The sequence below is a fragment of the Comamonas sp. Z1 genome, assembly GCF_008121555.1.
Taxonomy (GTDB): Bacteria; Pseudomonadota; Gammaproteobacteria; order Burkholderiales; family Burkholderiaceae_C; genus Comamonas; species Comamonas thiooxydans.
Genome location: NZ_VOQT01000003.1, coordinates 249020 through 269775, shown reverse-complemented (window position 1 = coordinate 269775; position 20756 = coordinate 249020). Strand labels below are relative to the sequence as shown.

The 20756-nt window shown below is 62.3% G+C and carries 23 protein-coding genes; 16 read left to right on the top strand and 7 right to left on the bottom strand.

Translation table 11 applies throughout. The features are described 5' to 3' along the window. Positions 1-26 precede the first annotated feature (26 nt). Positions 27-620: an NUDIX domain-containing protein gene (locus tag FSY45_RS07960; RefSeq protein WP_046460158.1), complete on the top strand. Its 594-nt coding sequence runs from the start codon at positions 27-29 to the stop codon at positions 618-620. 233 nt (positions 621-853) lie between these two features. Next, positions 854-1162 carry a metalloregulator ArsR/SmtB family transcription factor gene (locus FSY45_RS07955; RefSeq protein WP_003053925.1) on the top strand — a complete coding sequence of 103 codons (309 nt, stop codon included), beginning with the start codon at positions 854-856 and terminating at the stop codon, positions 1160-1162. Between the two features lie 61 nt (positions 1163-1223). Here FSY45_RS07955 and FSY45_RS07950 read toward each other — a convergent pair whose 3' ends face one another. Beyond that, positions 1224-1637: a DsrE family protein gene (locus FSY45_RS07950; protein ID WP_046460159.1), complete on the bottom strand. Its 414-nt coding sequence runs from the start codon at positions 1635-1637 to the stop codon at positions 1224-1226. Between the two features lie 159 nt (positions 1638-1796). Here FSY45_RS07950 and FSY45_RS07945 point away from each other — a divergent pair, with 159 nt between their 5' ends. The 11 genes from FSY45_RS07945 (at position 1797) to FSY45_RS07895 (ending at position 11721) form a co-directional block, all read left to right on the top strand. Continuing rightward, a complete protein-coding gene (locus FSY45_RS07945) occupies positions 1797-2789 on the top strand; it encodes an MBL fold metallo-hydrolase (RefSeq protein WP_012838846.1) in 993 nt (330 codons plus the stop codon). Further along, positions 2789-3280 carry a hypothetical protein gene (locus tag FSY45_RS07940; protein WP_046460160.1) on the top strand — a complete coding sequence of 164 codons (492 nt, stop codon included), beginning with the start codon at positions 2789-2791 and terminating at the stop codon, positions 3278-3280. Before FSY45_RS07945 ends, FSY45_RS07940 begins: the two co-directional genes overlap by 1 nt. Positions 3281-3406: 126 nt before the next feature. Then, entirely contained in the window at positions 3407-3727 is a 321-nt protein-coding gene (locus FSY45_RS07935; RefSeq protein WP_046460161.1) for a c-type cytochrome, read from the top strand. 55 nt (positions 3728-3782) lie between these two features. Then, on the top strand, positions 3783-5135 hold the full coding sequence (soxC, locus tag FSY45_RS07930; RefSeq protein ID WP_046460162.1) for a sulfite dehydrogenase: 1353 nt from the start codon (positions 3783-3785) through the stop codon (positions 5133-5135). Then, positions 5119-6189, top strand: a complete 1071-nt coding sequence (locus FSY45_RS07925; RefSeq protein WP_003062810.1) for a c-type cytochrome — start codon at positions 5119-5121, stop codon at positions 6187-6189. Before soxC ends, FSY45_RS07925 begins: the two co-directional genes overlap by 17 nt. Before the next feature lie 47 nt (positions 6190-6236). After that, positions 6237-6692, top strand: coding sequence for a thiosulfate oxidation carrier protein SoxY (soxY, locus tag FSY45_RS07920; protein WP_034361536.1), 456 nt, complete (start codon positions 6237-6239; stop codon positions 6690-6692). Between the two features lie 32 nt (positions 6693-6724). Further along, complete coding sequence (soxZ, locus tag FSY45_RS07915) at positions 6725-7036, top strand: thiosulfate oxidation carrier complex protein SoxZ (RefSeq protein ID WP_003053938.1); 312 nt, start codon at positions 6725-6727, stop codon at positions 7034-7036. A 78-nt stretch (positions 7037-7114) separates the two neighbouring features. Then, positions 7115-7924: a sulfur oxidation c-type cytochrome SoxA gene (soxA, locus tag FSY45_RS07910; protein WP_046460163.1), complete on the top strand. Its 810-nt coding sequence runs from the start codon at positions 7115-7117 to the stop codon at positions 7922-7924. 9 nt (positions 7925-7933) lie between these two features. Further along, positions 7934-8587 (top strand): sulfur oxidation c-type cytochrome SoxX, encoded by a 654-nt coding sequence (gene soxX, locus FSY45_RS07905; RefSeq protein ID WP_003062816.1) that lies wholly within the window; start codon positions 7934-7936, stop codon positions 8585-8587. Positions 8588-8793: 206 nt separating this feature from the next. Then, entirely contained in the window at positions 8794-10527 is a 1734-nt protein-coding gene (gene soxB / locus FSY45_RS07900) for a thiosulfohydrolase SoxB (protein ID WP_003062818.1), read from the top strand. A gap of 84 nt (positions 10528-10611) precedes the next feature. Continuing rightward, positions 10612-11721 carry a YeeE/YedE family protein gene (locus tag FSY45_RS07895; protein ID WP_046460164.1) on the top strand — a complete coding sequence of 370 codons (1110 nt, stop codon included), beginning with the start codon at positions 10612-10614 and terminating at the stop codon, positions 11719-11721. Positions 11722-11837: 116 nt separating this feature from the next. Here FSY45_RS07895 and FSY45_RS07890 read toward each other — a convergent pair whose 3' ends face one another. Genes FSY45_RS07890 through lptF form a run of 5 tightly spaced genes read right to left on the bottom strand, consistent with a single transcriptional unit; the run spans position 11838 to position 16686 of the window. Continuing rightward, positions 11838-13004, bottom strand: coding sequence for a pyridoxal phosphate-dependent aminotransferase (locus FSY45_RS07890; protein WP_034361512.1), 1167 nt, complete (start codon positions 13002-13004; stop codon positions 11838-11840). A gap of 40 nt (positions 13005-13044) precedes the next feature. Then, complete coding sequence (locus FSY45_RS07885) at positions 13045-13986, bottom strand: CysB family HTH-type transcriptional regulator (RefSeq protein ID WP_046460165.1); 942 nt, start codon at positions 13984-13986, stop codon at positions 13045-13047. Positions 13987-14044: 58 nt separating this feature from the next. Next, positions 14045-14473: a sirohydrochlorin chelatase gene (locus FSY45_RS07880; protein WP_046460166.1), complete on the bottom strand. Its 429-nt coding sequence runs from the start codon at positions 14471-14473 to the stop codon at positions 14045-14047. 3 nt (positions 14474-14476) lie between these two features. Further along, positions 14477-15580, bottom strand: coding sequence for an LPS export ABC transporter permease LptG (lptG, locus tag FSY45_RS07875; RefSeq protein ID WP_046460167.1), 1104 nt, complete (start codon positions 15578-15580; stop codon positions 14477-14479). Beyond that, the gene (lptF, locus tag FSY45_RS07870) at positions 15577-16686 is read right to left on the bottom strand and encodes an LPS export ABC transporter permease LptF (protein WP_012838835.1); all 1110 of its coding nucleotides are present in this window, start codon (positions 16684-16686) and stop codon (positions 15577-15579) included. The genes lptG and lptF overlap by 4 nt, the downstream gene beginning before the upstream one ends. A gap of 23 nt (positions 16687-16709) precedes the next feature. Here lptF and FSY45_RS07865 point away from each other — a divergent pair, with 23 nt between their 5' ends. Genes FSY45_RS07865 through FSY45_RS07855 form a run of 3 tightly spaced genes read left to right on the top strand, consistent with a single transcriptional unit; the run spans position 16710 to position 19563 of the window. Continuing rightward, complete coding sequence (locus FSY45_RS07865) at positions 16710-18269, top strand: leucyl aminopeptidase (RefSeq protein WP_046460168.1); 1560 nt, start codon at positions 16710-16712, stop codon at positions 18267-18269. 52 nt (positions 18270-18321) lie between these two features. After that, on the top strand, positions 18322-18753 hold the full coding sequence (locus FSY45_RS07860) for a DNA polymerase III subunit chi (protein ID WP_034361514.1): 432 nt from the start codon (positions 18322-18324) through the stop codon (positions 18751-18753). Between the two features lie 3 nt (positions 18754-18756). Further along, positions 18757-19563 (top strand): hypothetical protein, encoded by an 807-nt coding sequence (locus tag FSY45_RS07855; RefSeq protein ID WP_046460169.1) that lies wholly within the window; start codon positions 18757-18759, stop codon positions 19561-19563. 29 nt (positions 19564-19592) lie between these two features. On the opposite strand, the gene FSY45_RS07850 is transcribed toward FSY45_RS07855, so the two are convergent. Further along, positions 19593-20612, bottom strand: coding sequence for a D-2-hydroxyacid dehydrogenase family protein (locus FSY45_RS07850; protein WP_003062839.1), 1020 nt, complete (start codon positions 20610-20612; stop codon positions 19593-19595). Between the last annotated feature and the right edge of the window lie 144 nt (positions 20613-20756).

Below are 20756 nucleotides of genomic sequence, written 5' to 3'. Positions count from 1 at the left end.
ACAGCGCTTTGAAAGACGAGTCGGAGATGACCCAACAAGACAAACAGGCTCAGGAAGCCCATCTGATCGAGCACCCCATCAAAAGCGAGCTGGTGCACCAGGGCAGTTTTCTGCAGGTGAGGCTCGATACCGTGCGTCTGCCTCATGGCGGGCAGGCCACGCGCGAGTATGTGGTGCACCCCGGCGCCGTGGTGGTGATAGGCCTGCTCGACGATGGCCGCGTGCTGCTGGAGCGGCAGTTTCGCTACCCCGTGGGCCGGGTCATGACGGAGTTTCCTGCAGGCAAGCTCGATGCAGGCGAGCAGCCGCTGATCTGCGCTCAGCGCGAGCTGCTGGAGGAAACCGGCTACAGCGCGCGGGAATGGGCCTATGCCGGCCCCATGCATCTGGCGATCGGCTACTCCGACGAAGTCATTCACATCTTCTTCGCGCGCGGCCTGACTGCGGGCGAGCGCCAGCTCGATGCCGACGAGTTTCTCGATGTCTGCAGCATGACGGCTGATGAGCTGCTGGACGGCGTGCGTAGCGGCCAGGTCACCGACGCCAAGACCCTGAGCTGCTGCCTGTGGCTGCAGAACGTGCAAAGCGGTGCCTGGCCTCTGGAGTGGAAGCCAGCTTGATTTTTTGATAGCTGCTTGCGTATATTGGCAATGGGTTTCAGCTATAAAAGTTCCTGAAATTCATAGCAGTCAGGCGCTGGCTGCTTCTTTTTCGGGATTGCCTGATGCCTATCAGTGTTTGTCGTCGGGTGATGACAGGCGCTGCATGACCTTCCTATAAACTGGTGCCATGCACCATGGCGTACCACCTCTATTTGAGGGTTGCCGTCTGAAGCGGTGTTCAGGAGTGTTTCATGGAATCGTCAGAGCTTGAGGATGACAGCGTTTTCGAGAGTGCGGCCGAGCTGTTCAAAGCCATGGCTGCGCCCATGCGGCTGAAGATCATCAGCGCGTTGTGCAACGGAGAAAAAAACGTCTCCGAGCTGCTGGCTTCCATAGACACGACTCAGCCCAATATGTCTCAGCATCTGAACACGTTGTACCAGTCCGGCATTCTGGGCCGCAGGCGCGAAGGGGTCAGCATCTACTACTTCATCGCCAACGAGAAGGTCGTCCATATGTGCCGCACCATCTGCGTGCAGATTGCCATCGAACAGAACTGACGGCTTGAGCCCAAAAGAAGAAAAGGCGCACCAGGCGCCTTTTTTCATGGCCGTATGTGGTTCAGGGCTTGAGATAGACAAAGCCTTCTTTGGCCTGCAGGCGTGCGACTTCGGCCACACCGGAGGGGACGACCGAGGCCTCCATCAGCAGGCTTGAGGCATCGAGCTTGCGCGTTTGCAGCGTGTTGTTGCAGACCTTGAACTCCACGCCGCGCCCCACCAGTGCGCTGACCTGGCCGCTGAACTCGCGGCCCTTGCTGTCCTTGGCATTGTTCAGCAGAAAGTCTATGCCTGGGCCATGGGTGACCACCACGATCTTGTCCGTGGGCGAGGCATTGAGTTCGTTATTGATATTGGCGAGTATTGCGGCCGCTGTCTCCACGCCGGTGTTGACGTGATAGACCACTTTCACATCCTGAGCGGCGGCAATCGCCGTACACAGGGCAAAGCTCAGGGCAATGAACTGGCGCTTCATGGAATGTCTCCTGTGGTGTCTATGGGAATCAGGGAAGATGCCCTTGGTTAAATATTGCCACTTGCTTATATTAACGATGACGCAAACATTCAAAAATAGGGCAAGCGCTAGTGGCGACATGCAAGCATGACGCGCTGCCCATGCAAGGGAGACAAAGCCATGACAAGCTGGGCAGGAGCTGCGCTGAGGAGCTTTGTGTGGGCAGCGATTGCAGCGACAGGTACAGCGGCCGCGCATGATGCAGCCCCCAGGTCGCTCATTCCGCAAGCGGTCAGCGCGCCCGTGATGGAGTTGCAACAGGTGGCTGCCAATGTATTTTTTGTGCAGGGCGTATCGGCGCTGGGCAGCCCGGCCAATCGCAACTTCATCTCCAATGCGGGCTTTGTCATCACCCATGACAGCGTGGTCGTGATCGATGCGCTGGGTTCGCCCGCACTGGCCGAGGAGCTGGTGCAGAAAATCCGTACGCTGACGCCCAAGCCCATCAGCCATGTGCTGCTGACCCACTATCACGCCGACCACATCTATGGCCTGCAGGTGTTCGAGGCCCTGGGCGCAAAAATCGTGGCCCATGCCCAGGCGCGTGAATACATCAACTCAGAAACCGCGCATCTGCGGCTCGAGGCTTCGCGCAAGGACCTGGCGCCCTGGGTCGACCGGAGCACGCGCCTGGTGCCCGCGAGTCAATGGGTGTCGGGTGATAGCTCCACGCTGAAGGTGGGGGGCGTGGACTTTGTGCTGCAGCATATGGGGCCATCGCATACGCCGGAGGATACGGCCATCTTCCTGCCGCAAAGCGGTGTGCTGTTCATTGGCGATGTGGTGTTTCGCAACCGCATTCCCTATGTGGGCCAGGCCGACAGCCGCCACTGGATTGCCGCGCTGGACGAGTTGCTCAAGCTCCCCGTCAAGGTCATGGTGCCGGGCCACGGCCCGGCCTCCGAGCAGCCGCGCCAGGACATGCAGCTGACGCGAGACTATCTGCACTATCTGCGCGAGGCCATGGGCAAGGCCGCAGCCAATCTCGACCCGTTTGACGAGGCCTATCAGGCGACGGACTGGTCCAGGTTCTCGGCTTACCCGCTGTTCAAGGAAGCCAATCGCATGAATGCCTACAACACCTTTTTGCTGATGGAGCAGGAAAAGCCGTGATGGAAACAGCCAGCTCCTTTCGTGCCCGCAGAAGACTGTGCTTGCAGCTGCTGCTGGCGGGCGCGGCCCCGGCATGGGCGGCGCTCGATGCCTCTGAGCGCCTGCTGCCCACCAGCCAGAGTCTGCAGCACGACCTGGCCTTGGCGCTGGCCCGCAAGCAGCCGTTGGTGGTGATGGCAAGCCTGCATGGCTGCCCGTTCTGCAAGATCGTGCGCGAACATTACCTGCTGCCGTTGCAACAGTCCGGGGCTTTGGTGACTCAGATTCATTTTCAGTCGCGTGAGCCTTTGCAGAGCTGGGATGGCACGGCGACCACGCATGACGACATGGTCAGGCAACTGGGCATCGAGGTGGCGCCGACCGTGCTCTTCTATGGCGCTGCTCACAAGGAGGTGGCCGAGCGCTTGAGCGGCAGCTCCATCCCCGACTTCTATGGCGCTTATCTGGATGAGCGCATGCAGACGGCCCGCGCGGCGGTGCAGGGGCGTTGAGCCGGGTATGGGTATCGCTGTTCCTGTTCGGGAATAACGAGGGTTAGCGCGGGATCTCAAATTTGACGAGCTGTTGGATACTTTAAATAACAACATGCTTATATATAAATATAAGGAGACCAAGCGATGAAGACTGCATCCTGGCTGGGTGGCTTGACGGTGTTGCTGGGGCTGGCTGTTCCTGCACTGGCGCAGGCGGATCAGGCGCTGGCGCAGAAGAACGCCTGCATGGCCTGCCATGCGGCAGACAAGAAACTGGTAGGCCCGGCGTTCCAGGATGTGGCCAGGAAATATGCGACCCAGGCCGATGCACAGGCCTATCTGGTCAAAAGCATCAAGGCCGGTGGCTCCGGCAAATGGGGGCCGGTGCCCATGCCCGCCCAGCCAGCACTCAGCGATGCGGACACCCAGACGCTGGCGGCCTGGATTCTCAAGGGTTCCAAATGAAACAGGCGTGTCGTGCTTTCCCAGTAAGCGCCACCAACGATCAAAGAGAGAGCTTATGCAAAGCCAGTTGATGGGCAAGGTGCGCAAGGCACCCGAAAACTTTGTGCGGGCGGACGATGTAGGTACGGTGTTTGCCGAAGCCAGGGCAGGTCGGCGTGACTTCATTCGCGGGGCTTTCGCGGCCGCGGCAGCCAGCGCTGCAGCCGTCCATGCGCAGGACCGGCAGGCCGTGAGCGGCGATGGGGACCCGAATATTCTGGAGCTGCCCGCACACAGCAAGGGCCTGGGTCAGCCGGTGGTCACCGACGGCTACGGCAAGCCCTCCAGATATGAGGCCAATGTGCAGCGGCGCCAGAGCCCGGGTCTGACCCAGACCAAGCAGGCCTCGGTATCGTTTGCGCCGCTGCAGTCGCTGTTCGGCATCGTCACGCCCAGCGGTCTGCATTTCGAGCGCCACCACCAGGGCTGGTGGGACATCGACCCCTCCAAGCACAGGCTGATGATCAATGGTCTGGTGAAGAATCCCAAGGTCTTCACCATGGACGAGATCATGCGTCTGCCTTCGGTGTCGCGCTTTCATTTCATAGAATGCGGCGCCAACACCGGCATGGAGTGGGGCAATGTGGCCGTGCCCACGGTGCAGTACACACACGGCATGCTGTCGTGCAGCGAGTTCACGGGCGTGCCCCTGATTACGCTGCTGGAGATGGCCGGTGCCGATCTGAAGAAGGGCAAGTTCATTCTGGCCGAGGGGGCGGATGGCTCGTCCATGACGCGAACCATCCCCGTGGAGCTGATTACCTCGGGCGAGGTGCTGGTCGCCTACGGCCAGAACGGCGAGATGCTGCGGCCCGAGCAGGGCTATCCGCTGCGTCTGGTGGTGCCCGGCGTGCAGGGCGTGAGCTGGGTGAAATACCTGCGCCGCATCGAGGTGGGCGACATGCCTTATGCAGCCAAGGACGAGGCGATCCACTATGTGGACCTGATGCCCGATGGACAGCACCGTCAGTACTCGAGCATTCAGGAGTGCAAGAGTGTGGTCACCACGCCGTCCGGCGGCCAGATGCTGCTGGACAAGGGTTTCTACAACATCACGGGCCTGGCCTGGTCGGGGCGCGGCAAGGTCAAGCGCGTGGATGTGAGTGTGGATGGCGGTCGCAACTGGCGCACGGCCCGGCTCGAAGGGCCGGTGATGGGCAAATGCCTGACGCGCTTCAACCTGGACTGGGTCTGGAATGGTGAGGAATGCATCATCCAGAGCCGCGCCATGGATGAGATCGGCTATGTGCAGCCCAGCTACCAGCAACTGCGTGCCGCGCGCGGCACGCGCTCCATCTATCACAACAATTCCATCCAGTCCTGGGCGGTACGTGCCAACGGGGAGGTCGCGAATGTTCAGCTTGCATAAACCTCTGCTCCTGCTGACGCTGCTTGCCATGGGCGTGGCCGCCGGGCCCGCTGCAGCGCAGAGCAAGTCTGCCGAAGACCGCTATCCCGGCGTGGGCCGCAATGCCACGGGCAAGGAGGTTCTGGCCTGGGATATCGATGTGCGCCCTGACTTCAAGGGGCTGCCCGCAGGCTCGGGCTCGGTGCAAAAAGGCATGGATGTGTGGGAGGCCAAATGCGCGTCCTGCCATGGGGTGTTCGGCGAATCCAACGAGGTGTTCAGCCCGCTGGTCGGCGGCACCACGGCCGAGGACATCAAGACCGGGCATGTGGCGCGGCTCAAGGATCCGGCCTTTCCGGGCCGCACGACCCTGATGAAGGTGGCCACGGTGTCCACGCTGTGGGATTACATCAATCGTGCCATGCCCTGGAATGCGCCCAAGTCGCTGTCCACCGAAGAGGTGTATGCCGTCACGGCCTATCTGCTCAACCTCGGTGGCGTGGTGCCCGAGAGCTTCACGCTCAGCGATACGAACATTGCCGAGGTGCAGCGGAAGCTGCCCAACCGCAACGGCATGACGACCCGGCATGCTCTGTGGCCCGGCAATGAGTTCGGCAAGAGCGTCAGGCCCGATGTGCTGGCCACTGCCTGCATGAGCAACTGCGGCCCCGAGCCCAGGCTGCGCTCGGCCTTGCCCGAGCATGCCAGCAACAACCACGGCAATCTGGCCCAGCAGAACCGGCTGGTCGGTGCCCAGCGCGGCATCGAGACCGATGGCGGTGCAAGCAAGGCGGTCAAGCCTGCGGTTGACAGGAAATCGGGCAGTGCGGCACCGACGGCCTTGCTGGAGAAGAACGCCTGCATGGCTTGCCACGGCATGGCGCAGAAACTCGTCGGCCCGGCCTTCAGCGAAATTGCCAGCAAGCACGGTGGCCAGCTGGACTATCTGGCAAACAAGATCAGGGTCGGAGGCTCCGGCGTCTGGGGATCAACACCCATGCCACCCCAGCCCAATCTCAGCGATGCTGATGCCAAGGTGATTGCCCAGTGGCTGGCGGCGGGCGCCAAGCCCTGATGCAGCTTGTGTCGTGCGACTGTGAAATGAATGAAAAGGAGACAAAGATGAAACGTAGAGACGCCCTCAGGAACAGTGCGGCCGTGCTCGGCATGCTGGTGGCCGCCGGCCTGCTGCCGCAAGCAGCGCAGGCGGCCTATAACAAGACCGCTTTCGATGCCAAGACCGTGGCCGATGTGCTCAAGGCCATGGGAGCTGCTGCGCCTGCCGAGAGCAAGGACGTGACGCTGACGGCGCCCGACATCGCCGAAAACGGGGCCGTCGTGCCTCTGGGCGCCGCGACCAGCCTGCCCAATGTGAAGCAGATGCTGGTGCTGGTGGAAAAGAACCCCAACACGCTGGTTGCGGCCTTCACCGTCAACGAGGCGCTGGAAGCCAACTTCCTGACCCGCGCTAAGCTGGGGCAGTCCTCCGATGTGTATGCCGTGGCCATCACCAATGACGGCAAGGCTTTCTATGCCAAGAAGGAAGTCAAGGTCACCCTCGGTGGCTGCGGCGGTTGATTGCAAAAAGTCATCTGAAACAGGAGAAGAACATGGCTGATCCAATGCGTATTCGTGCCCAGGCTGCAGGTGACAAGACCACCGTGCGCGTGCTGATGTCCCATGAAATGGAGACCGGCCAGCGCAAGGATGCGGAAGGCAAGACCGTGCCCGCCTGGTTTATTCAGGAGGTGACGGCCGCGCACAACGGCAAGCAGGTGCTGCAGGCTGAGTGGGGGCCCGCGGTTTCCAAGAACCCGTTTCTGCAGTTCGTGGTCAAGGGTGCCAAGGCTGGCGACAAGATTTCGGTGAGCTGGAAGGACAACAAGGGCGAAACCCGCACCGATGAAGCGACCGTGAGCTGAGCACGGCAGAGACAGCGGCTGGCCGCCGGCCAGCCTTCACCCAAGTCCAGAATCAATCAAAAAACAGAGAGGTGCCCCATGAGACATTCCTCCCCGGGCCAGGCGGCTGCCGCCGTGCTGGCCTTGTGCATGGCCGCGCCGGTGCTGGCGCAAAAGTCCACAGCCGACGGCATTGCCGAGTACCGCGAGATGCTGCAGGACGGCAACCCTGCCGAGCTGTTCGAGATGAAGGGTGAGGAGCTGTGGAAGCAAAAGCGCGGCCCCCGCAAGGCGTCCATGGAGCAGTGCGATCTGGGCAAGGGGCCGGGCGTGGTCAGGGGTGCCTTTGTGGAGCTGCCGCGCTATTTTGCCGACACTGGCAGGGTGCAGGATCTGGAGTCGCGCCTGCTGACCTGCATGGAAAGGCTGCAGGGGCTGGACGCGCAAAAGATTGCGGCAACAGCGTTCGGCAAGGACGAGCAAAAGAACATGGAAGGGCTGGTGGCCTGGATTTCATCGCAGTCCAAAGGCATGAAGTTCAACCTGCCCCAAGGCCATGCGCAGGAAAGGCAGATGTACGAGGCGGGCAAGCGCATGTTCTATATGCGCGGCGGCCCGCATGACTTTGCCTGTGCTTCCTGCCATGGTGCGGATGGCAAGCGAATCCGCATGCAGGATCTGCCCAATCTGACCAGGAACCCCGGGGCTGCGGAAGGCTTTGGCGCCTGGCCCGCCTATCGGGTTTCATCAGGCGAGCTCTGGAGCATGCAGCGCCGCCTCAACGACTGCTTCCGTCAGCAGCGCTTTCCCTATCCCGGTTACGCCAGCGACGTGACGGTGGCGCTGGGGGTGTTCATGGGCGTCAACGGCAAGGGCGGGACGTCAACCGCACCGGCCATCAAGCGATAAGGAGGCCCTATGCGCAAGCAAAAACACATGCCGTACCTGGCCGTGGCCGCATCGTTGCTGGTGCTGGGCTGTGCCTCCGTCGACGGGGCGGCGGACATCGATGCCTTGACGGCCAGGATGGTGCAGACCTCTTTCCGCGACCAGGGCATCGCCAAGGTCGATCGCCTGCAGCAGGACGAATCGAATGCGGCCTGCAGCGCTGCCGATGCATCCGGCAAGCCGTTGGCACCTGCACGTGCGCAAGCCATCGAAGCTGCCAATCTCAAGACCGTCAAATGGCCTCAGGATGGCAAGCTGCTCGGCGACTGGAAGGAGGGCGAAAAGATCGCCCAGAACGGTAGAGGCATGACCTGGAGCGACAAGGCAGGCAGCGCCAATGGCGGCAACTGCTACAACTGCCACCAGATCAGCAAGGAAGAAATCTCCTTTGGCACGCTGGGCCCCAGTCTCTACAACTATGGAAAGATTCGCGGCATCAAGGATCCGTCTAGCCCCGAATCCAGAGCCATCGTCGAGTACACCTGGGGCAAGATCTGGAACGCCAAGGCCTACAACGCCTGCTCGGGCATGCCCCGCTTCGGTCACTCCGGCATCCTCACCGAAGCGCAGACACGAGATCTTGTCGCCTTGCTTGTCGATCCTGCCTCTCCCGTCAACAAATAGCTCCCTCTGAGCGGCTATGCCGCTTGCCCCTCTCTCGCATTGCTTCGCAATTCGAGAGGGGATGACCCTTCGCACCCCTTGCCTGGCGTCTGCCAAGCAGTTGCGGCGCGCAGCATTACGCACACAACTTATGCAAATTCGGATCGGGCAGGGTAGAAATGCCCGTGCTTGCCTCCTTGTTTGCATAGGTACCAACGGATATCAGCATGAGTCTTTCCAAACGCGAATTTCTGCAAGTGCTGGCAGCAGCCAGTGTCTCGGGCATGGGATTGCAGCGCTATGCCTACGCCGATCAGTCGCTGGCCGACAAGGCCTTGTATGAGGTGGCGCCGTTCGGCAATGTGTCCCTGTTGCATATGACGGACTGCCATGCTCAGCTCAACCCGATTCACTTTCGCGAACCCAGTGTCAATCTCGGTATTGCTGCGATGAAGAACCAGCGCCCGCATCTGGTGGGCGAGCATCTGCTGCGCTCCGTGGGCATCAAGCCAGGCACGGCGTCGGCCCATGCCTTCAGCTATCTGGACTTCGAGGCGGCGGCCAGGCGCTACGGCAAGGTGGGCGGATTTGCCCATCTGTCCACGCTGGTCAAGCGCATGCGCGCCTCGCGTCCTGGCGCACTGCTGCTGGACGGCGGCGATACCTGGCAGGGCTCGGCCACTTCGCTTTGGACCAATGCCCAGGACATGGTGGATGCCTGCAAGCTGCTGGGCGTGGACGTGATGACGGGCCACTGGGAATTCACCTACGGCATGCAGCGCGTGCAGGAGATCATCGACAAGGATTTCGGCACGCAGCTCGACTTTGTGGCACAAAACGTCAAGACCGCCGATTTCGGCGATCCGGTGTTCAAGCCCTATGTGATCCGCGAGATCAACGGCGTGCCCGTGGCCATCATCGGCCAGGCCTTTCCGTACACGCCGATCGCCAACCCGCGCTACATGGTGGCGGACTGGAGCTTCGGCATCCAGGACGACAATCTGCAGAAGATGGTGGACGAGGTTCGCGCCAAGGGCGCCAAGGTGGTGGTCGTGCTCTCGCACAACGGCATGGACGTGGACCTCAAGATGGCTAGCCGCGTGCGCGGCATAGACGCCATCCTGGGCGGGCACACGCATGACGGCATGCCAGTGCCCACGCTGGTGCAGAACGCAGGCGGCAAGACCATCGTCACCAACGCGGGCTCGAACGGCAAGTTTCTCGGGGTGCTGGACTTCGATGTCAGGGACGGCCAGGTGCGCGGCTTCCAGTACCGGCTGCTGCCGGTATTCGCCAACATCCTGCCTGCCGATGCCCAGATGCAGGCGCTGATCACCCGGGTGCGTGCGCCCTATGAAAGCCGGCTGGGCGAAGTGCTGGCGCGCACCGACGGCACGCTGTACCGCCGTGGCAACTTCAACGGCACGGGCGACCAGTTGCTGCTGGACGCCATGATGGAGGTGCAGAATGCGCCGATTGCCTTCTCGCCGGGCTTTCGCTGGGGGACATCGTTGCTGGCCGGGCAGGACATCACGCGCGAATGGCTGATGGACATGACGGCCACCACCTATTCCTATGCCACGGTGACCGAGATGACGGGCGCCACGATCAAGACCGTGCTCGAAGACGTGGCCGACAATCTCTTCAACCCCGACCCCTACTACCAGCAGGGCGGCGACATGGTGCGCGTGGGCGGCCTGCATTACCAGTGCGACCCGGCGGCCGGCGCGGGCCGGCGCATCAGCGACATGCGCCTGAACGGTCAGCTGCTGGAGGCCGACAAGAAATACAAGGTGGCCGGCTGGGCGCCCGTGGCCGAGGAAGCCAGGACGGCCGGCAACAAGCCGATCTGGGAGCTGGTCGAGCCCTGGCTCAAGGACCGCAAGACGCTCGGGCCGCGCAGGCTTGACGAGCCAAGACTGATCAATGTCGGCGGCAACCAGGGGCTGGCCAAGGCCTGATGAAAGCCGATTAAGACAGTGTTAGCGCGCGGGCTGGGGTATATGCCATTGCCTTGAAGCCGGGCCGCGCCGTCCAATGCCCGCATGAGTCCTGCCGAGTTTGATTCCCTGACGGCCACCGTTCTGGTGGCCATTTTGTTGCTGGCCGCTGTGCTGGGCTTTGTGATGCGCGAGACCCGCTTTTGCACCGTGGGCGCCATCAGCGATGTGGTGTATCTGCAGGACTGGGGGCGGGCACGCCAGTGGTGCATGGCCATCGCCGTGAGCATGCTGGGCTTCACGGCGCTGGCGCTGTGGGGCCAGTTGCAGGTGGGTGATGCCCTTTATGCCAGCCGTCGCCTGCTGTGGCTGTCGGCCCTGGCGGGAGGGCTGTTGTTTGGCGGCGGCATGGTGCTGGCATCGGGTTGCGGGGCCAGGAATCTGACCCGGCTGGGCAGCGGCAGCCTCAAGGCGCTGGTGGTGCTGCTGGTCATGGGCGTGGCCGCCTTTGCCACGCTCAAGGGCATTACCGCCGTGGCGCGGGTGCGCTGGCTGGACGGCGTGCATCTTGAATTCGCGGGCCCGGCCCTGCTGCCCGAATGGCTGGCCGGCCATATGGCCTGGCCCTTGACGCCATTGCGCGGCGTGCTGGGCCTGGGCCTGGGGGCGCTCTTGCTGCTGCTGGCCCTCGATCCCCGGCCCGGCGCCGAGCGCAGCCGGGTCGTGCTGCTGGGCGGGCTGCTGGTCGGCCTGTGCGTGACGGCGGCCTGGTGGCTAGGCGGCCATCTGGCACTGGTGGCCGAGCACCCCGAGACGCTGGAGCAGGTCTATGCCGCGACCTATAGCGGCCGCATCGAGGCCTTCAGCTTTGTCACGCCGGTGGCGCACACGCTGGACTGGCTGATGTTCTTCAGTGATCGCAACAAGGTGCTGACCTGGGGCATTGCCTCGGTCGCGGGCGTGGTTCTGGGCAGCTTTGTCCATGCGCTGTGGCGCAGGGACTTCCAGTGGCAGGGCTTTGCCGACCGCGGCGATCTGGCCCGTCATCTGCTGGGAGGGCTGATGATGGGCGTGGGCGGTGTGACGGCCATGGGCTGCACCGTGGGCCAGGGCATCAGCGCGATCTCCATGCTCAGTCTGGGCAGCTTTGTGGCGCTGGCCGGCATTGTGCTGGGGGCGGTGCTGATGCTGCGCCATCTGGCAGAGACGGCATGAAGAAAAGAAAATTCGATAGCTGCTTGCGCTTTCTGATCAATAGATTCAGTATGGAAACCTGCTGAAAACGAGAAAAGGAGCGCGGTAGGCGCTCCTTTTTTATGGGTCTCAGCGTTTCAGAGCTGGCGCAGGCGCGCTGCAGCCTCGATCAGGGTTTCGTCTTTCTTGGCAAAGCAAAAGCGCACCACGCGCTGGTCGAAACCGTCGCCGTAGAAGGCCGACAGCGGAATTGCTGCCACGCCGATTTCCCGGACCAGCCACTGGCAGAACTCGGCCTCGTTGAGGTCCGAGACAGAGGAGATGTCGGCACACAGGAAATAAGTGCCGGCCGTGGGCAGCAGCTTCAGGCGCGAGCCCTGCAGGCCGCCGAGGAACAGATCGCGCTTGGCCTGGTAGAAGGCCGAAAGCTCCATATAGGGCGCGGGGTCCTGCATGTACTGCGCGAGACCCGCCTGCATGGGCGTGTTCACGGTGAACACATTGAACTGGTGCACCTTGCGGAATTCGGCGCTGAGGGCGGCGGGCGCGGCCACGGTGCCGACCTTCCAGCCCGTGACATGGTAGGTCTTGCCAAAGCTGGAAACGATGAAGGCGCGCTCGGCCAGGCCCGGGTAGCGGGCGCTGCTCAGATGCTCGGCACCGTCGAAGACCATGTGCTCGTAGACCTCGTCGCTGATCAGCAGCACATTGGTGGGCGCCAGCAGGGCTTCGAGCTGGCGCATTTCCGCATCGGTCCAGATGGTGGCGCTGGGGTTGTGCGGGCTGTTGATGATCAGCAGGCGCGTGCGCGGAGTGATGGCGGCAGCGATCCTGGCAAAGTCGGGGCGGAAGCTGCCGGGTGTCAGCGGCACCCGCACGGCCACGCCGCCTGCCATCTCGATATTGGGCACATAGCTGTCGTAGCAGGGGTCGAGCACGATGACTTCGTCGCCTGCATGCACGGTGGCCAGGATGGCTGTGAGAATGGCCTGGGTGGCGCCGGCGGTAATGGTGATTTCGCTGCCCGCGTCATAGCGGCGGCCGTGCAGCGTTTCGATCTTGGCAGCCACGGCCTCGCGCAGTGCGGGCCAGCCAGCCATGGGCGGGTACTGGTTGTGACCGGCACGCATGGCGTCGTTGACAGCGTCGAGCAGCCTGGGGTCGCAACCGAAGTCGGGGAAGCCCTGGCCCAGATTGACGGCCTGGTGTTCGGCGGCCAGCGCCGACATGACGGTGAAAATGGTGGTGCCCACATTGGGCAGCTTGCTGGGGAAGTTGGGAGTCACGATAGTCTTGCAATGCATGGGCCGGACGCACAGGCACCGGCCCTTGAGGCGGGTCGGATCAGAGCCCGAAGTCGTCCACGCTGCCGTTCATGGCGCGCATGATGAGGTCTCGCGAGAGACGGTCGCTGAGCAGCTCGGCAAACCGGTAGACGAAGTTGCGCAGGTATGCGCCGCGCTTGATGGCCACACGGGCCACGCTGGTGCCGAACAGATGGCCGACGGGGCGCACCACCAGGTCGTTGACGGGATCGTCGCGCATGGCCATCTCGGCCACGATGCCGATGCCCAGGCCCAGACGCACATAGGTCTTGATCACGTCGGCATCGATGGCTTCCAGCACGATATGCGGATGCAGGCGGCGCATCTCGAAGGCATGGTCGATCTTGCCGCGTCCGGTAAACGACGGGTGGTAGGTGATCAGGGCTTCCTGGGCGATGTCCTCGAGCGTGATGCGCTCTTTCTGCGCCAGCGGGTGGCCCGTGGGGATGACCAGCACATGCTGCCATTCGTAGCAGGGCAGGGTCACCAGATCGGGGTAGTCGGCCAGCGATTCGGTGGCCATGCCGATCTCGGCGACTTCGTCGATCACCATGCGCGCGACTTCGGCGGGCGTGGCCTGGTGCAGGCTGATGGTGACCTTGGGATAGAGCTCGCGCAGGCGTGCCACGGCGGGCGGCAGCACATAGCGGGCCTGGGTGTGGGTGGTGGCGATGCTCAGCGTGCCGCTGTCCTGGGCGCTGTATTGCTCGCCGATGCGCTTGAGGTTGCCCACCTCGCGCATGATCAGCTCTATGCTCTTGAGGACTTCCTGTCCCGGCTCGGTGATGCGCTTGAGGCGCTTGCCGTGGCGCGCAAAGATATCGATGCCCAGCTCTTCTTCAAGCTCGATGATGGCTTTGGAGACTCCGGGCTGGGAGGTGTGCAAGGCCTTGGCCGCCTCGGTGAGGTTGAGATTGCGGCGGGCGGCTTCCTGAACGAAGCGGAATTGATGCAGGTTCATGACGGCATGGACTAAGAACTTGCATCATTATGCTTCAAATATCTAAAGAAGCTATTTTTTATTTGAAATCTGTATGTTTGAGCGCTTCGGTGCCGGCTGCCGCCTCTATTGCCAGCTGCGCCAGCAGGGACGTGACGCGCGGATTCTCGCCCGCCGCGGTCTGCAGATCGAACCGACAGGCGGGATGCTGCCGGCGCAATTCGTCCAGAAGGCGCGGAATGTCTTCTCGTGCATGTTTGCCAGTGCCGAGAAACAGCGGGAGCACGATCAGATGTCTGACACCTTGCGCAATCAGGGTCTGAGTGGCTGCAGGCAGATCCGGGGCGCAGGCGTCCAGATAGGCGCAGATGCAGGGCAGGTCGGGCCGCATTGCCTGTACCAGCTGGTGCACGGCCTCTATGGGTTGGCGCCAGAGAGCATCTCTGGAGCCATGGGCCAGCAGGATCAGACCGGTTTGATCTGGAGAAGGGGGTTGCTCGTCGTTCATGGCCTAGCGCCTCAGTACCAGCCAGCCAAAGGCCGAGAGCGATAGCGCGGTGTAGAGCAGGCCCGGCGCCGCGGCGGCCAGCCAGGGCCACCAGGATTGCAGGGTGCCGATATAGCCGAACACGTTGTTGAGCAGGAAGAAGCTGATGCCGGCCATCACCCCGCCAAACACATAGGCCGTGATGCCGCCCGAGCGGAAATGCAGATAGGCAAAAGGCAGGGCGAGAACCACCATCACCAGGCAGCTCAGCGGGTAGAAGACCTTGCGCCAGAACTCGATTTCGTACTTTTGCGCGGCCTGGCCGTTGTCCTGCAGATGGCGTATGAACTGGAACAGCGCAATCGTGGTCATGCGATCAGGCTTGAGCAGCGCGCCCGAGACCATGGCCGCAGTGACCTTGGTGGGCCAGTTCATGCTGGCTTCGCTGATTGGACTTAGCTTGGTGACATCGCCATCCTGGGCCACCTTGCTGCCTTGCACGCCCTGCAGCGTCCACTGCTCCCTGTCTTCATCGACCTGGGCCGACTGGGCGTTGATCTGCGCGGCGATACGGCCCTTGCTGTCGAACTCGAAGATGCGCACATTGACGAAGTCGCCAGGGCTCTTGACGGCGCCGACGTTGATGGCGACCGAGTGATCGCCTTGCTTTTCCTTGAGCCAGGCGCCTGTCGCGCCCCGGGAGATCTGGCCTTTGCTGACCACACGCAGTTTCTGGCTGAAGTTGTCGGCAGCGGGGGCAATATAGTCGCCCACCAGCACCGTGAGCAGCACAAAGCTCATGCCCAGAATCAGCAGCGTGCGCAGTGCCAGCCAGGGGCCCATGCCGCTGGTGCGCATGATGGTGAACTCCGAGCTCTGGGCGAACTTGGCCATCACGAAGATGGCGCCGATCAGCACGGCAATCGGCATCAGCTCGTAGAGGTGGCCCGGAATGGACAGGGCCACAAACAGTAGGGCGCGCGTGGCGGTGTAGCCGGCGTTGCCGCTGCCTACCCAGCGCATTTCATCGACCAGGTCGAAGAAGAAGAACAGCGCCAGAAAGGCCAGCGAGACATACAGGACGGCCTGTACGACCTCGCGATAGATCAGGTTGCGCAGGACTTTCATCGTGCCACCTCCTTGCGGGTGCCCGAGCGCTGCAGCAGATCGCGCGGCGACCAGCGGAAATGGCGCGCCAGCAGTACCAGCACGCTGACGATCAGGATGCTGCCGTGCAGCAGGCCCAGAATGCCCCACATGCCTATCTTGTTGGCGCTGACCCAGCTCTCGCCCAGTGTCATGAGGTTGTAGTAAACGATAAAGGCGAAGAGGGCGATCATCAGGCTGCTGCTATTGCCCGCACGCGGGTTCACGCTGGAGATGGCCAGGCCCAGAATGACAAAGTTGAGCGCGGCAAACGGCAGGCCCAGACGCCATGCGAGCACGGAGCGGGCAATTGGCTCGTCCTTGCCGATCAAGTCCTTGGTGGGCATGCTGCGCGCCGCCATCTCCTCGATGGCGACGGGGTTGTCGTTGTCGACCTGCACGCCGTATTCCTTGAATTCGGTGATGCGCACCGAGCCGTCGTCGCTGCGTGTCTCCATGCGCTGGCCGTCTTCGAGAATCACCATGCGCTGGCCCTTGATGACGGCCAGATGCGCGCCCTTTGCCGAGGTCACGGACTCCTTGCCGGGGTCGCGCGAGACCACGAAGACATTGCTGGCCGCCATGTCCGAGGGAGAGTCCTTGTCCACGAAGAACACGCGTGTGCCGCCGGCCGATTCCTGGAACTCGCCGGGTGCGATGCGATCCAAGTCGCTGCGCTGCTGGAACTGGGTCTTGATCTGCTCGATTTGCTGATAGGACCAGGGCAGCACGCCCAGGGCCAGGACGGCCGTGATGAGAATCACCGGCCAGGCAAAGCGCAGCAAGGGTTTGAGCAGGCTGGCCAGACCCTGGCCGGCGGCAAACCAGATGACCATCTCGCTGTCGCGGTACATGCGGGAAAGAGATCCCACAATGGCGACAAACAGACTCAGGCCCAAAATGGTCGGGAGTTGTCCGAGCACGGTGAAACCCATGACCAGCATCACGTCGGAAGGGCTGACACTGCCCTTGTAAGCCTGACCCAGGGTGCGGATCAGCATCATGGTCATCACCACAGTGATCAGAACCACGGCCGTCGCACCAAAGCTGCGGGCCAGCTCTTTGCGTATGGATGAATCGAATAACATTGGCTAAAAGGAAAACACCGATTATGAACTTTGAACTGAAGGCTCTGACCGCTGCCGCTGCAGCGCGCGAAAAATGTGATTTGCTGTTGGTGCTTGTTTCTGAACAGGCAGCATCGGGCACATTCGGCAGCGACGCCATCGGAGCCATGGTGGCTCATGCGGTGAAGCAGGGTGATTTTGCCCTGTCTTGCGGCAAGCAATTGCCTTTGTACCAAGTGCCCGCCATTGCCGCACGTCGTGTGGTGCTGCTGGGCGTGGGAGCTGGTACTCCCAAGGACGTGCGCAATGCCTTGGCTGGCTGCGGCGCGGTGCTCAAGACCGAAGGCATTGCCAAGGCTGTTGTGAGCTTTGCCTTTGATGCCGATGCCCAGGCTGTAGCGGCTGCCGTGCAGGCGGTTGCCGATGCGACCTACCTCTATACCCACACCAAATCCCAGGCCAAGCCCGTTGCGCTGACCAAGCTCGTGCTGGGCGTATCGTCCAAGACGGCTGCTGTTACCGCTGCTTTCAATACCGCAGTGGCGCAGCAGGAGGGCGTGGCCATGGCCCGCGAATGGGCCAACCGCCCGGCCAACCATGCAACGCCCACCATGCTGGCCAATGCTGCCAAGAGCATTGCCAAGGCAGCACGCATGAGCTGCAAGATTCACGGCCCTGCCGATGTGGCCAAGCTGGGCATGGGTGCTTTCATGGCGGTGGCCCAGGGCTCGCGCGAACCCCTGCGCTTCATCGAATTGCACTACAACGGTGCTGCCAAGAGCGTGGCCCCCATCGTGCTGGTGGGCAAGGGCATCACTTTTGACACCGGCGGCATATCGCTCAAGCCTGCAGCCGAGATGGACGAGATGAAGTTCGACATGGGCGGTGCTGCCAGCGTGCTGGGCGTGTTCCAGGCGCTGGCCAAGCTGCAGCCGGCCATCAATGTCGTGGGCCTGATTCCTGCATGCGAGAACATGCCCGACGGTGCAGCCATCAAGCCCGGCGATGTGGTGACCAGCATGAGCGGTCAGACCATCGAGATACTCAACACGGACGCAGAAGGTCGCCTGGTGCTGTGCGATGTGCTGCATTACGCAGCGCGTTTCAAGCCCTCTGCGCTGGTCGATATGGCCACGCTGACTGGCGCTTGCGTGATCGCCCTGGGCGGTTTGCGCAGCGGCCTGTTCTCGACCAGCGACGAGCTGGCAGCCGCGTTGCAGGCCGCTGGCGATGTTGCGCTTGATCCTTGCTGGCGCATGCCTCTGGACGAGGAGTACGCCGATGGTCTCAAGAGCAATTTTGCGGACATGGGCAACGTGGCAGGGCGCGCCGCAGGTGCGGTGACGGCCGCCAAGTTCCTGCAGAAATTTGTGGGCGATATTCCCTGGGCGCATCTGGATATCGCCGGTACTGCCTGGAAGAGCGGTGCTGCCAAGGGAGCTACGGGTCGCCCCGTAGGCCTGCTGGTGCAATATCTGCTGGGTCAGGAAGGCCGGGTTGCCGCTGCAGCAGCGACTGCTGCCAGGACCCCGGTGGCTCGCAAGAGTGCTGCCAAACCTGCGGCTTCGCGCCGCACGCCTGTGACTGCCAAGGCTTCGGCTTAAGAAAAGTCGGCAGATGCGGCCTGGTTTCAGGCCGCATCTGCCGCCAAGAGTTGTGACAGAAATTGCCTTTCATTTCAATGCACCAGACAAGCTGGGCTATGTGTGCCGATTCGCACGCAAGGCTCTGCGTCATGGTGCGCGTATCGTGGTTCTGGGGGATGGAGCTGCGCTGAGCCGGCTTTCGCCCCGTTTGTGGAGCGTGTCGGCCACGGATTTTCTCGCGCATGCTTGCGAGTCGGATGGAGCGCGGATGCTTGCTGCTTCTCCCGTCATCCTGGCCGAACACCTGCAGGACTTGCCTCATTACGATGTCCTGGTCAATCTCACGCCGCAGGTGCCGTCGGGGTTTGAGCGCTTCGCGCGCGTGGTGGAAATCGTTTCTTCCGGCGATGAGATGGATCGCCAGGATGCGCGTGCCCGCTGGCGCGACTATGCAGCGCGTGGTTTTTCCATCGTCCGGCACGATCTGAATCTCAAGGGCTAGGTCATGAACTCCTCATCCAAAGTTCCGCCACGCTTCGTCCCCACCCTGACCGAGGTGGTTCAGCCCGAAGCTGCCGCGCTTGAAGACACTGCGGACAGCGCTCAGTCGGCGCCACCGGAGCAGTCTCAGGGAGCTGCGCAGCAGGTGCTAGGCCCGCGGACGCTGGGAGACAGCGTTGTCCCTCTGGCGAGGCCGTCGTTTCACACCTCATGGCTGGCGGACGGTCTCTACGGCCGCGGCCGGCCTGCAGGTATTCCGCATCAACTGCCCCCTTTGCCGGAATCCTTGCCGCCGCAGCAGTCATTTGCGCAGAGCATGGCTGGGGAGGTGGTAGAAGCAATATCGGCCAGGCAGGTGGAGCCTGAGACTGAGTTGGTAACTGCCGAACTCGTGGAGGCATGTCCGCTCGCAGACCAGGCGGAGCAGCCATCCGTTACGGACGCAGGCCAACCCCAGGATGAAGAACTTCAACCCGGGTCTGAGGCACTCGATGAGGAAGCGGCCGAGCCACTCGTCCAGGCGCAAGATGTGGAGCAGGCTGTTGAACCCGCCCCGGTCTTTGGTGCGGCCGGCCTGCAGCAGGCACTGGATGCGCACGGTGCCGTGGTGACCGAAGAGTATCTGGTCCACAGACTCATGCAGCGGGTGGATCTGGTTCTGGAGCAGAAGCTCAAGGAAGCGATAGCGCAGGTTGTGGAAGCACAGACCCGATCCATGGTGCTGCGCCTGCGTGAAGAAGTGGAGACAGTGGTGCGTCAATCGGTCTACGAAGCCGTGGAGGCCGAGCTTGCACAGCAGACCCGGCAATAGCCGATAGCCGCTGGCCGCGGCATCCCAGCCTAGCGGTTCAGTCGCAGCGGACCGTTGAAAACCTCGGGGTTCAGAATATTGCTGGGCTGGCCGTTGGCAAAGTTCACCACGTTCTCGAACGCCGCGCGGAAATACAGCTCATAGCTGTCCTGTTCCACATAGCCGATATGGGGTGTGCATATGCAGTTCTCCAGCCTCAGCAAGGCATGGCCTTGCAGTATCGGCTCGCTTTCGAAGACATCGATGGCGGCCAGGCCGGGGCGGCCGCGGTTCAGGGCGCAGAGCAAGGCTTCGGGCTCCACCAGCTCGGCGCGCGAGGTGTTGACGAACAGGGCGGTCGGTTTCATCCGCGCCAGATCCTGTGCCGTCACGATGCCCCGCGTCGCGTCGTGCAGGCGCAGATGCAGCGACAACACATCGCATTGCTCGAAAAAGGCTTCCTTGGAGGGGGCGCTCAGATAGCCGTCGGCCTCGGCCTTGCGGCGCGAGGCTTCGCTGCCCCAGACGCAGACCTGCATGCCGAAAGCCTTGCCGTAGCCCGCCAGCAGCTGCCCGATGCGGCCATAACCCCAGATGCCCAGCATGCGTCCGCGCAGCACGCTGCCCAGCCCGAAGTTGGGCGGCATGGATGCCGCCTTGAGTCCCGACTGTTGCCAGGCACCATGTTTGAGATTGGCGATGTACTGCGGCAGGCGACGCATGGCCGACATGATCAGCGACCAGGTCAGCTCTGCCGGCGCAATCGGAGAGCCCACGCCTTCCGCGATCGCCACGCCACGCTCGCTGCAGGCCTGCACATCGATATGGGCACCCGCCTTGCCCGTCTGGGCAATCAGCTTGAGCCGGGGCAGTTTATCGAGCAACTGGCGCGAGATCTGGGTGCGCTCGCGAATCAGGACGATGACATCCGCATCGCGCAGCCGGACTGATAGCTGTCCCACACCCTTGATGGTGTTGGTGTAGACCTTGGCGTTGAAGGCATCGAGCAGCTTTGCGCAATCGAGCTTGCGAACCGCGTCTTGGTAATCGTCCAGGATAACGATGTTCACCACTGGCATCCTTAAGTAAGTGGCTGAGTTTATTGAATGAAATTCAATGCGATCAAAGGCTTAGGATTGCTCTCGTGAAAACTTACGCCAAATCGACGCCACCAGATTCCCTGCGTGCACACCCTACACACACCAGAGCTTAGC

What these genes read in the sequence shown, in the direction of transcription:
- FSY45_RS07865 (WP_046460168.1), top strand. Translation starts at nt 16,710, where the DNA reads ATGAACTTTGAACTGAAGGCTCTGACCGCTGCCGCTGCAGCGCGCGAA.
- soxZ (WP_003053938.1), top strand. Translation starts at nt 6,725, where the DNA reads ATGGCTGATCCAATGCGTATTCGTGCCCAGGCTGCAGGTGACAAGACC.
- soxX (WP_003062816.1), top strand. Translation starts at nt 7,934, where the DNA reads ATGCGCAAGCAAAAACACATGCCGTACCTGGCCGTGGCCGCATCGTTG.
- FSY45_RS07880 (WP_046460166.1), bottom strand. Translation starts at nt 14,473, where the DNA reads ATGAACGACGAGCAACCCCCTTCTCCAGATCAAACCGGTCTGATCCTG.
- FSY45_RS07890 (WP_034361512.1), bottom strand. Translation starts at nt 13,004, where the DNA reads ATGCATTGCAAGACTATCGTGACTCCCAACTTCCCCAGCAAGCTGCCC.
- FSY45_RS07940 (WP_046460160.1), top strand. Translation starts at nt 2,789, where the DNA reads ATGGAAACAGCCAGCTCCTTTCGTGCCCGCAGAAGACTGTGCTTGCAG.
- FSY45_RS07855 (WP_046460169.1), top strand. Translation starts at nt 18,757, where the DNA reads ATGAACTCCTCATCCAAAGTTCCGCCACGCTTCGTCCCCACCCTGACC.
- FSY45_RS07960 (WP_046460158.1), top strand. Translation starts at nt 27, where the DNA reads ATGACCCAACAAGACAAACAGGCTCAGGAAGCCCATCTGATCGAGCAC.
- FSY45_RS07925 (WP_003062810.1), top strand. Translation starts at nt 5,119, where the DNA reads ATGTTCAGCTTGCATAAACCTCTGCTCCTGCTGACGCTGCTTGCCATG.
- soxB (WP_003062818.1), top strand. Translation starts at nt 8,794, where the DNA reads ATGAGTCTTTCCAAACGCGAATTTCTGCAAGTGCTGGCAGCAGCCAGT.
- FSY45_RS07950 (WP_046460159.1), bottom strand. Translation starts at nt 1,637, where the DNA reads ATGAAGCGCCAGTTCATTGCCCTGAGCTTTGCCCTGTGTACGGCGATT.
- soxA (WP_046460163.1), top strand. Translation starts at nt 7,115, where the DNA reads ATGAGACATTCCTCCCCGGGCCAGGCGGCTGCCGCCGTGCTGGCCTTG.
- FSY45_RS07945 (WP_012838846.1), top strand. Translation starts at nt 1,797, where the DNA reads ATGACAAGCTGGGCAGGAGCTGCGCTGAGGAGCTTTGTGTGGGCAGCG.
- FSY45_RS07895 (WP_046460164.1), top strand. Translation starts at nt 10,612, where the DNA reads ATGAGTCCTGCCGAGTTTGATTCCCTGACGGCCACCGTTCTGGTGGCC.
- lptG (WP_046460167.1), bottom strand. Translation starts at nt 15,580, where the DNA reads ATGAAAGTCCTGCGCAACCTGATCTATCGCGAGGTCGTACAGGCCGTC.
- lptF (WP_012838835.1), bottom strand. Translation starts at nt 16,686, where the DNA reads ATGTTATTCGATTCATCCATACGCAAAGAGCTGGCCCGCAGCTTTGGT.
- FSY45_RS07955 (WP_003053925.1), top strand. Translation starts at nt 854, where the DNA reads ATGGAATCGTCAGAGCTTGAGGATGACAGCGTTTTCGAGAGTGCGGCC.
- soxC (WP_046460162.1), top strand. Translation starts at nt 3,783, where the DNA reads ATGCAAAGCCAGTTGATGGGCAAGGTGCGCAAGGCACCCGAAAACTTT.
- FSY45_RS07885 (WP_046460165.1), bottom strand. Translation starts at nt 13,986, where the DNA reads ATGAACCTGCATCAATTCCGCTTCGTTCAGGAAGCCGCCCGCCGCAAT.
- FSY45_RS07935 (WP_046460161.1), top strand. Translation starts at nt 3,407, where the DNA reads ATGAAGACTGCATCCTGGCTGGGTGGCTTGACGGTGTTGCTGGGGCTG.
- soxY (WP_034361536.1), top strand. Translation starts at nt 6,237, where the DNA reads ATGAAACGTAGAGACGCCCTCAGGAACAGTGCGGCCGTGCTCGGCATG.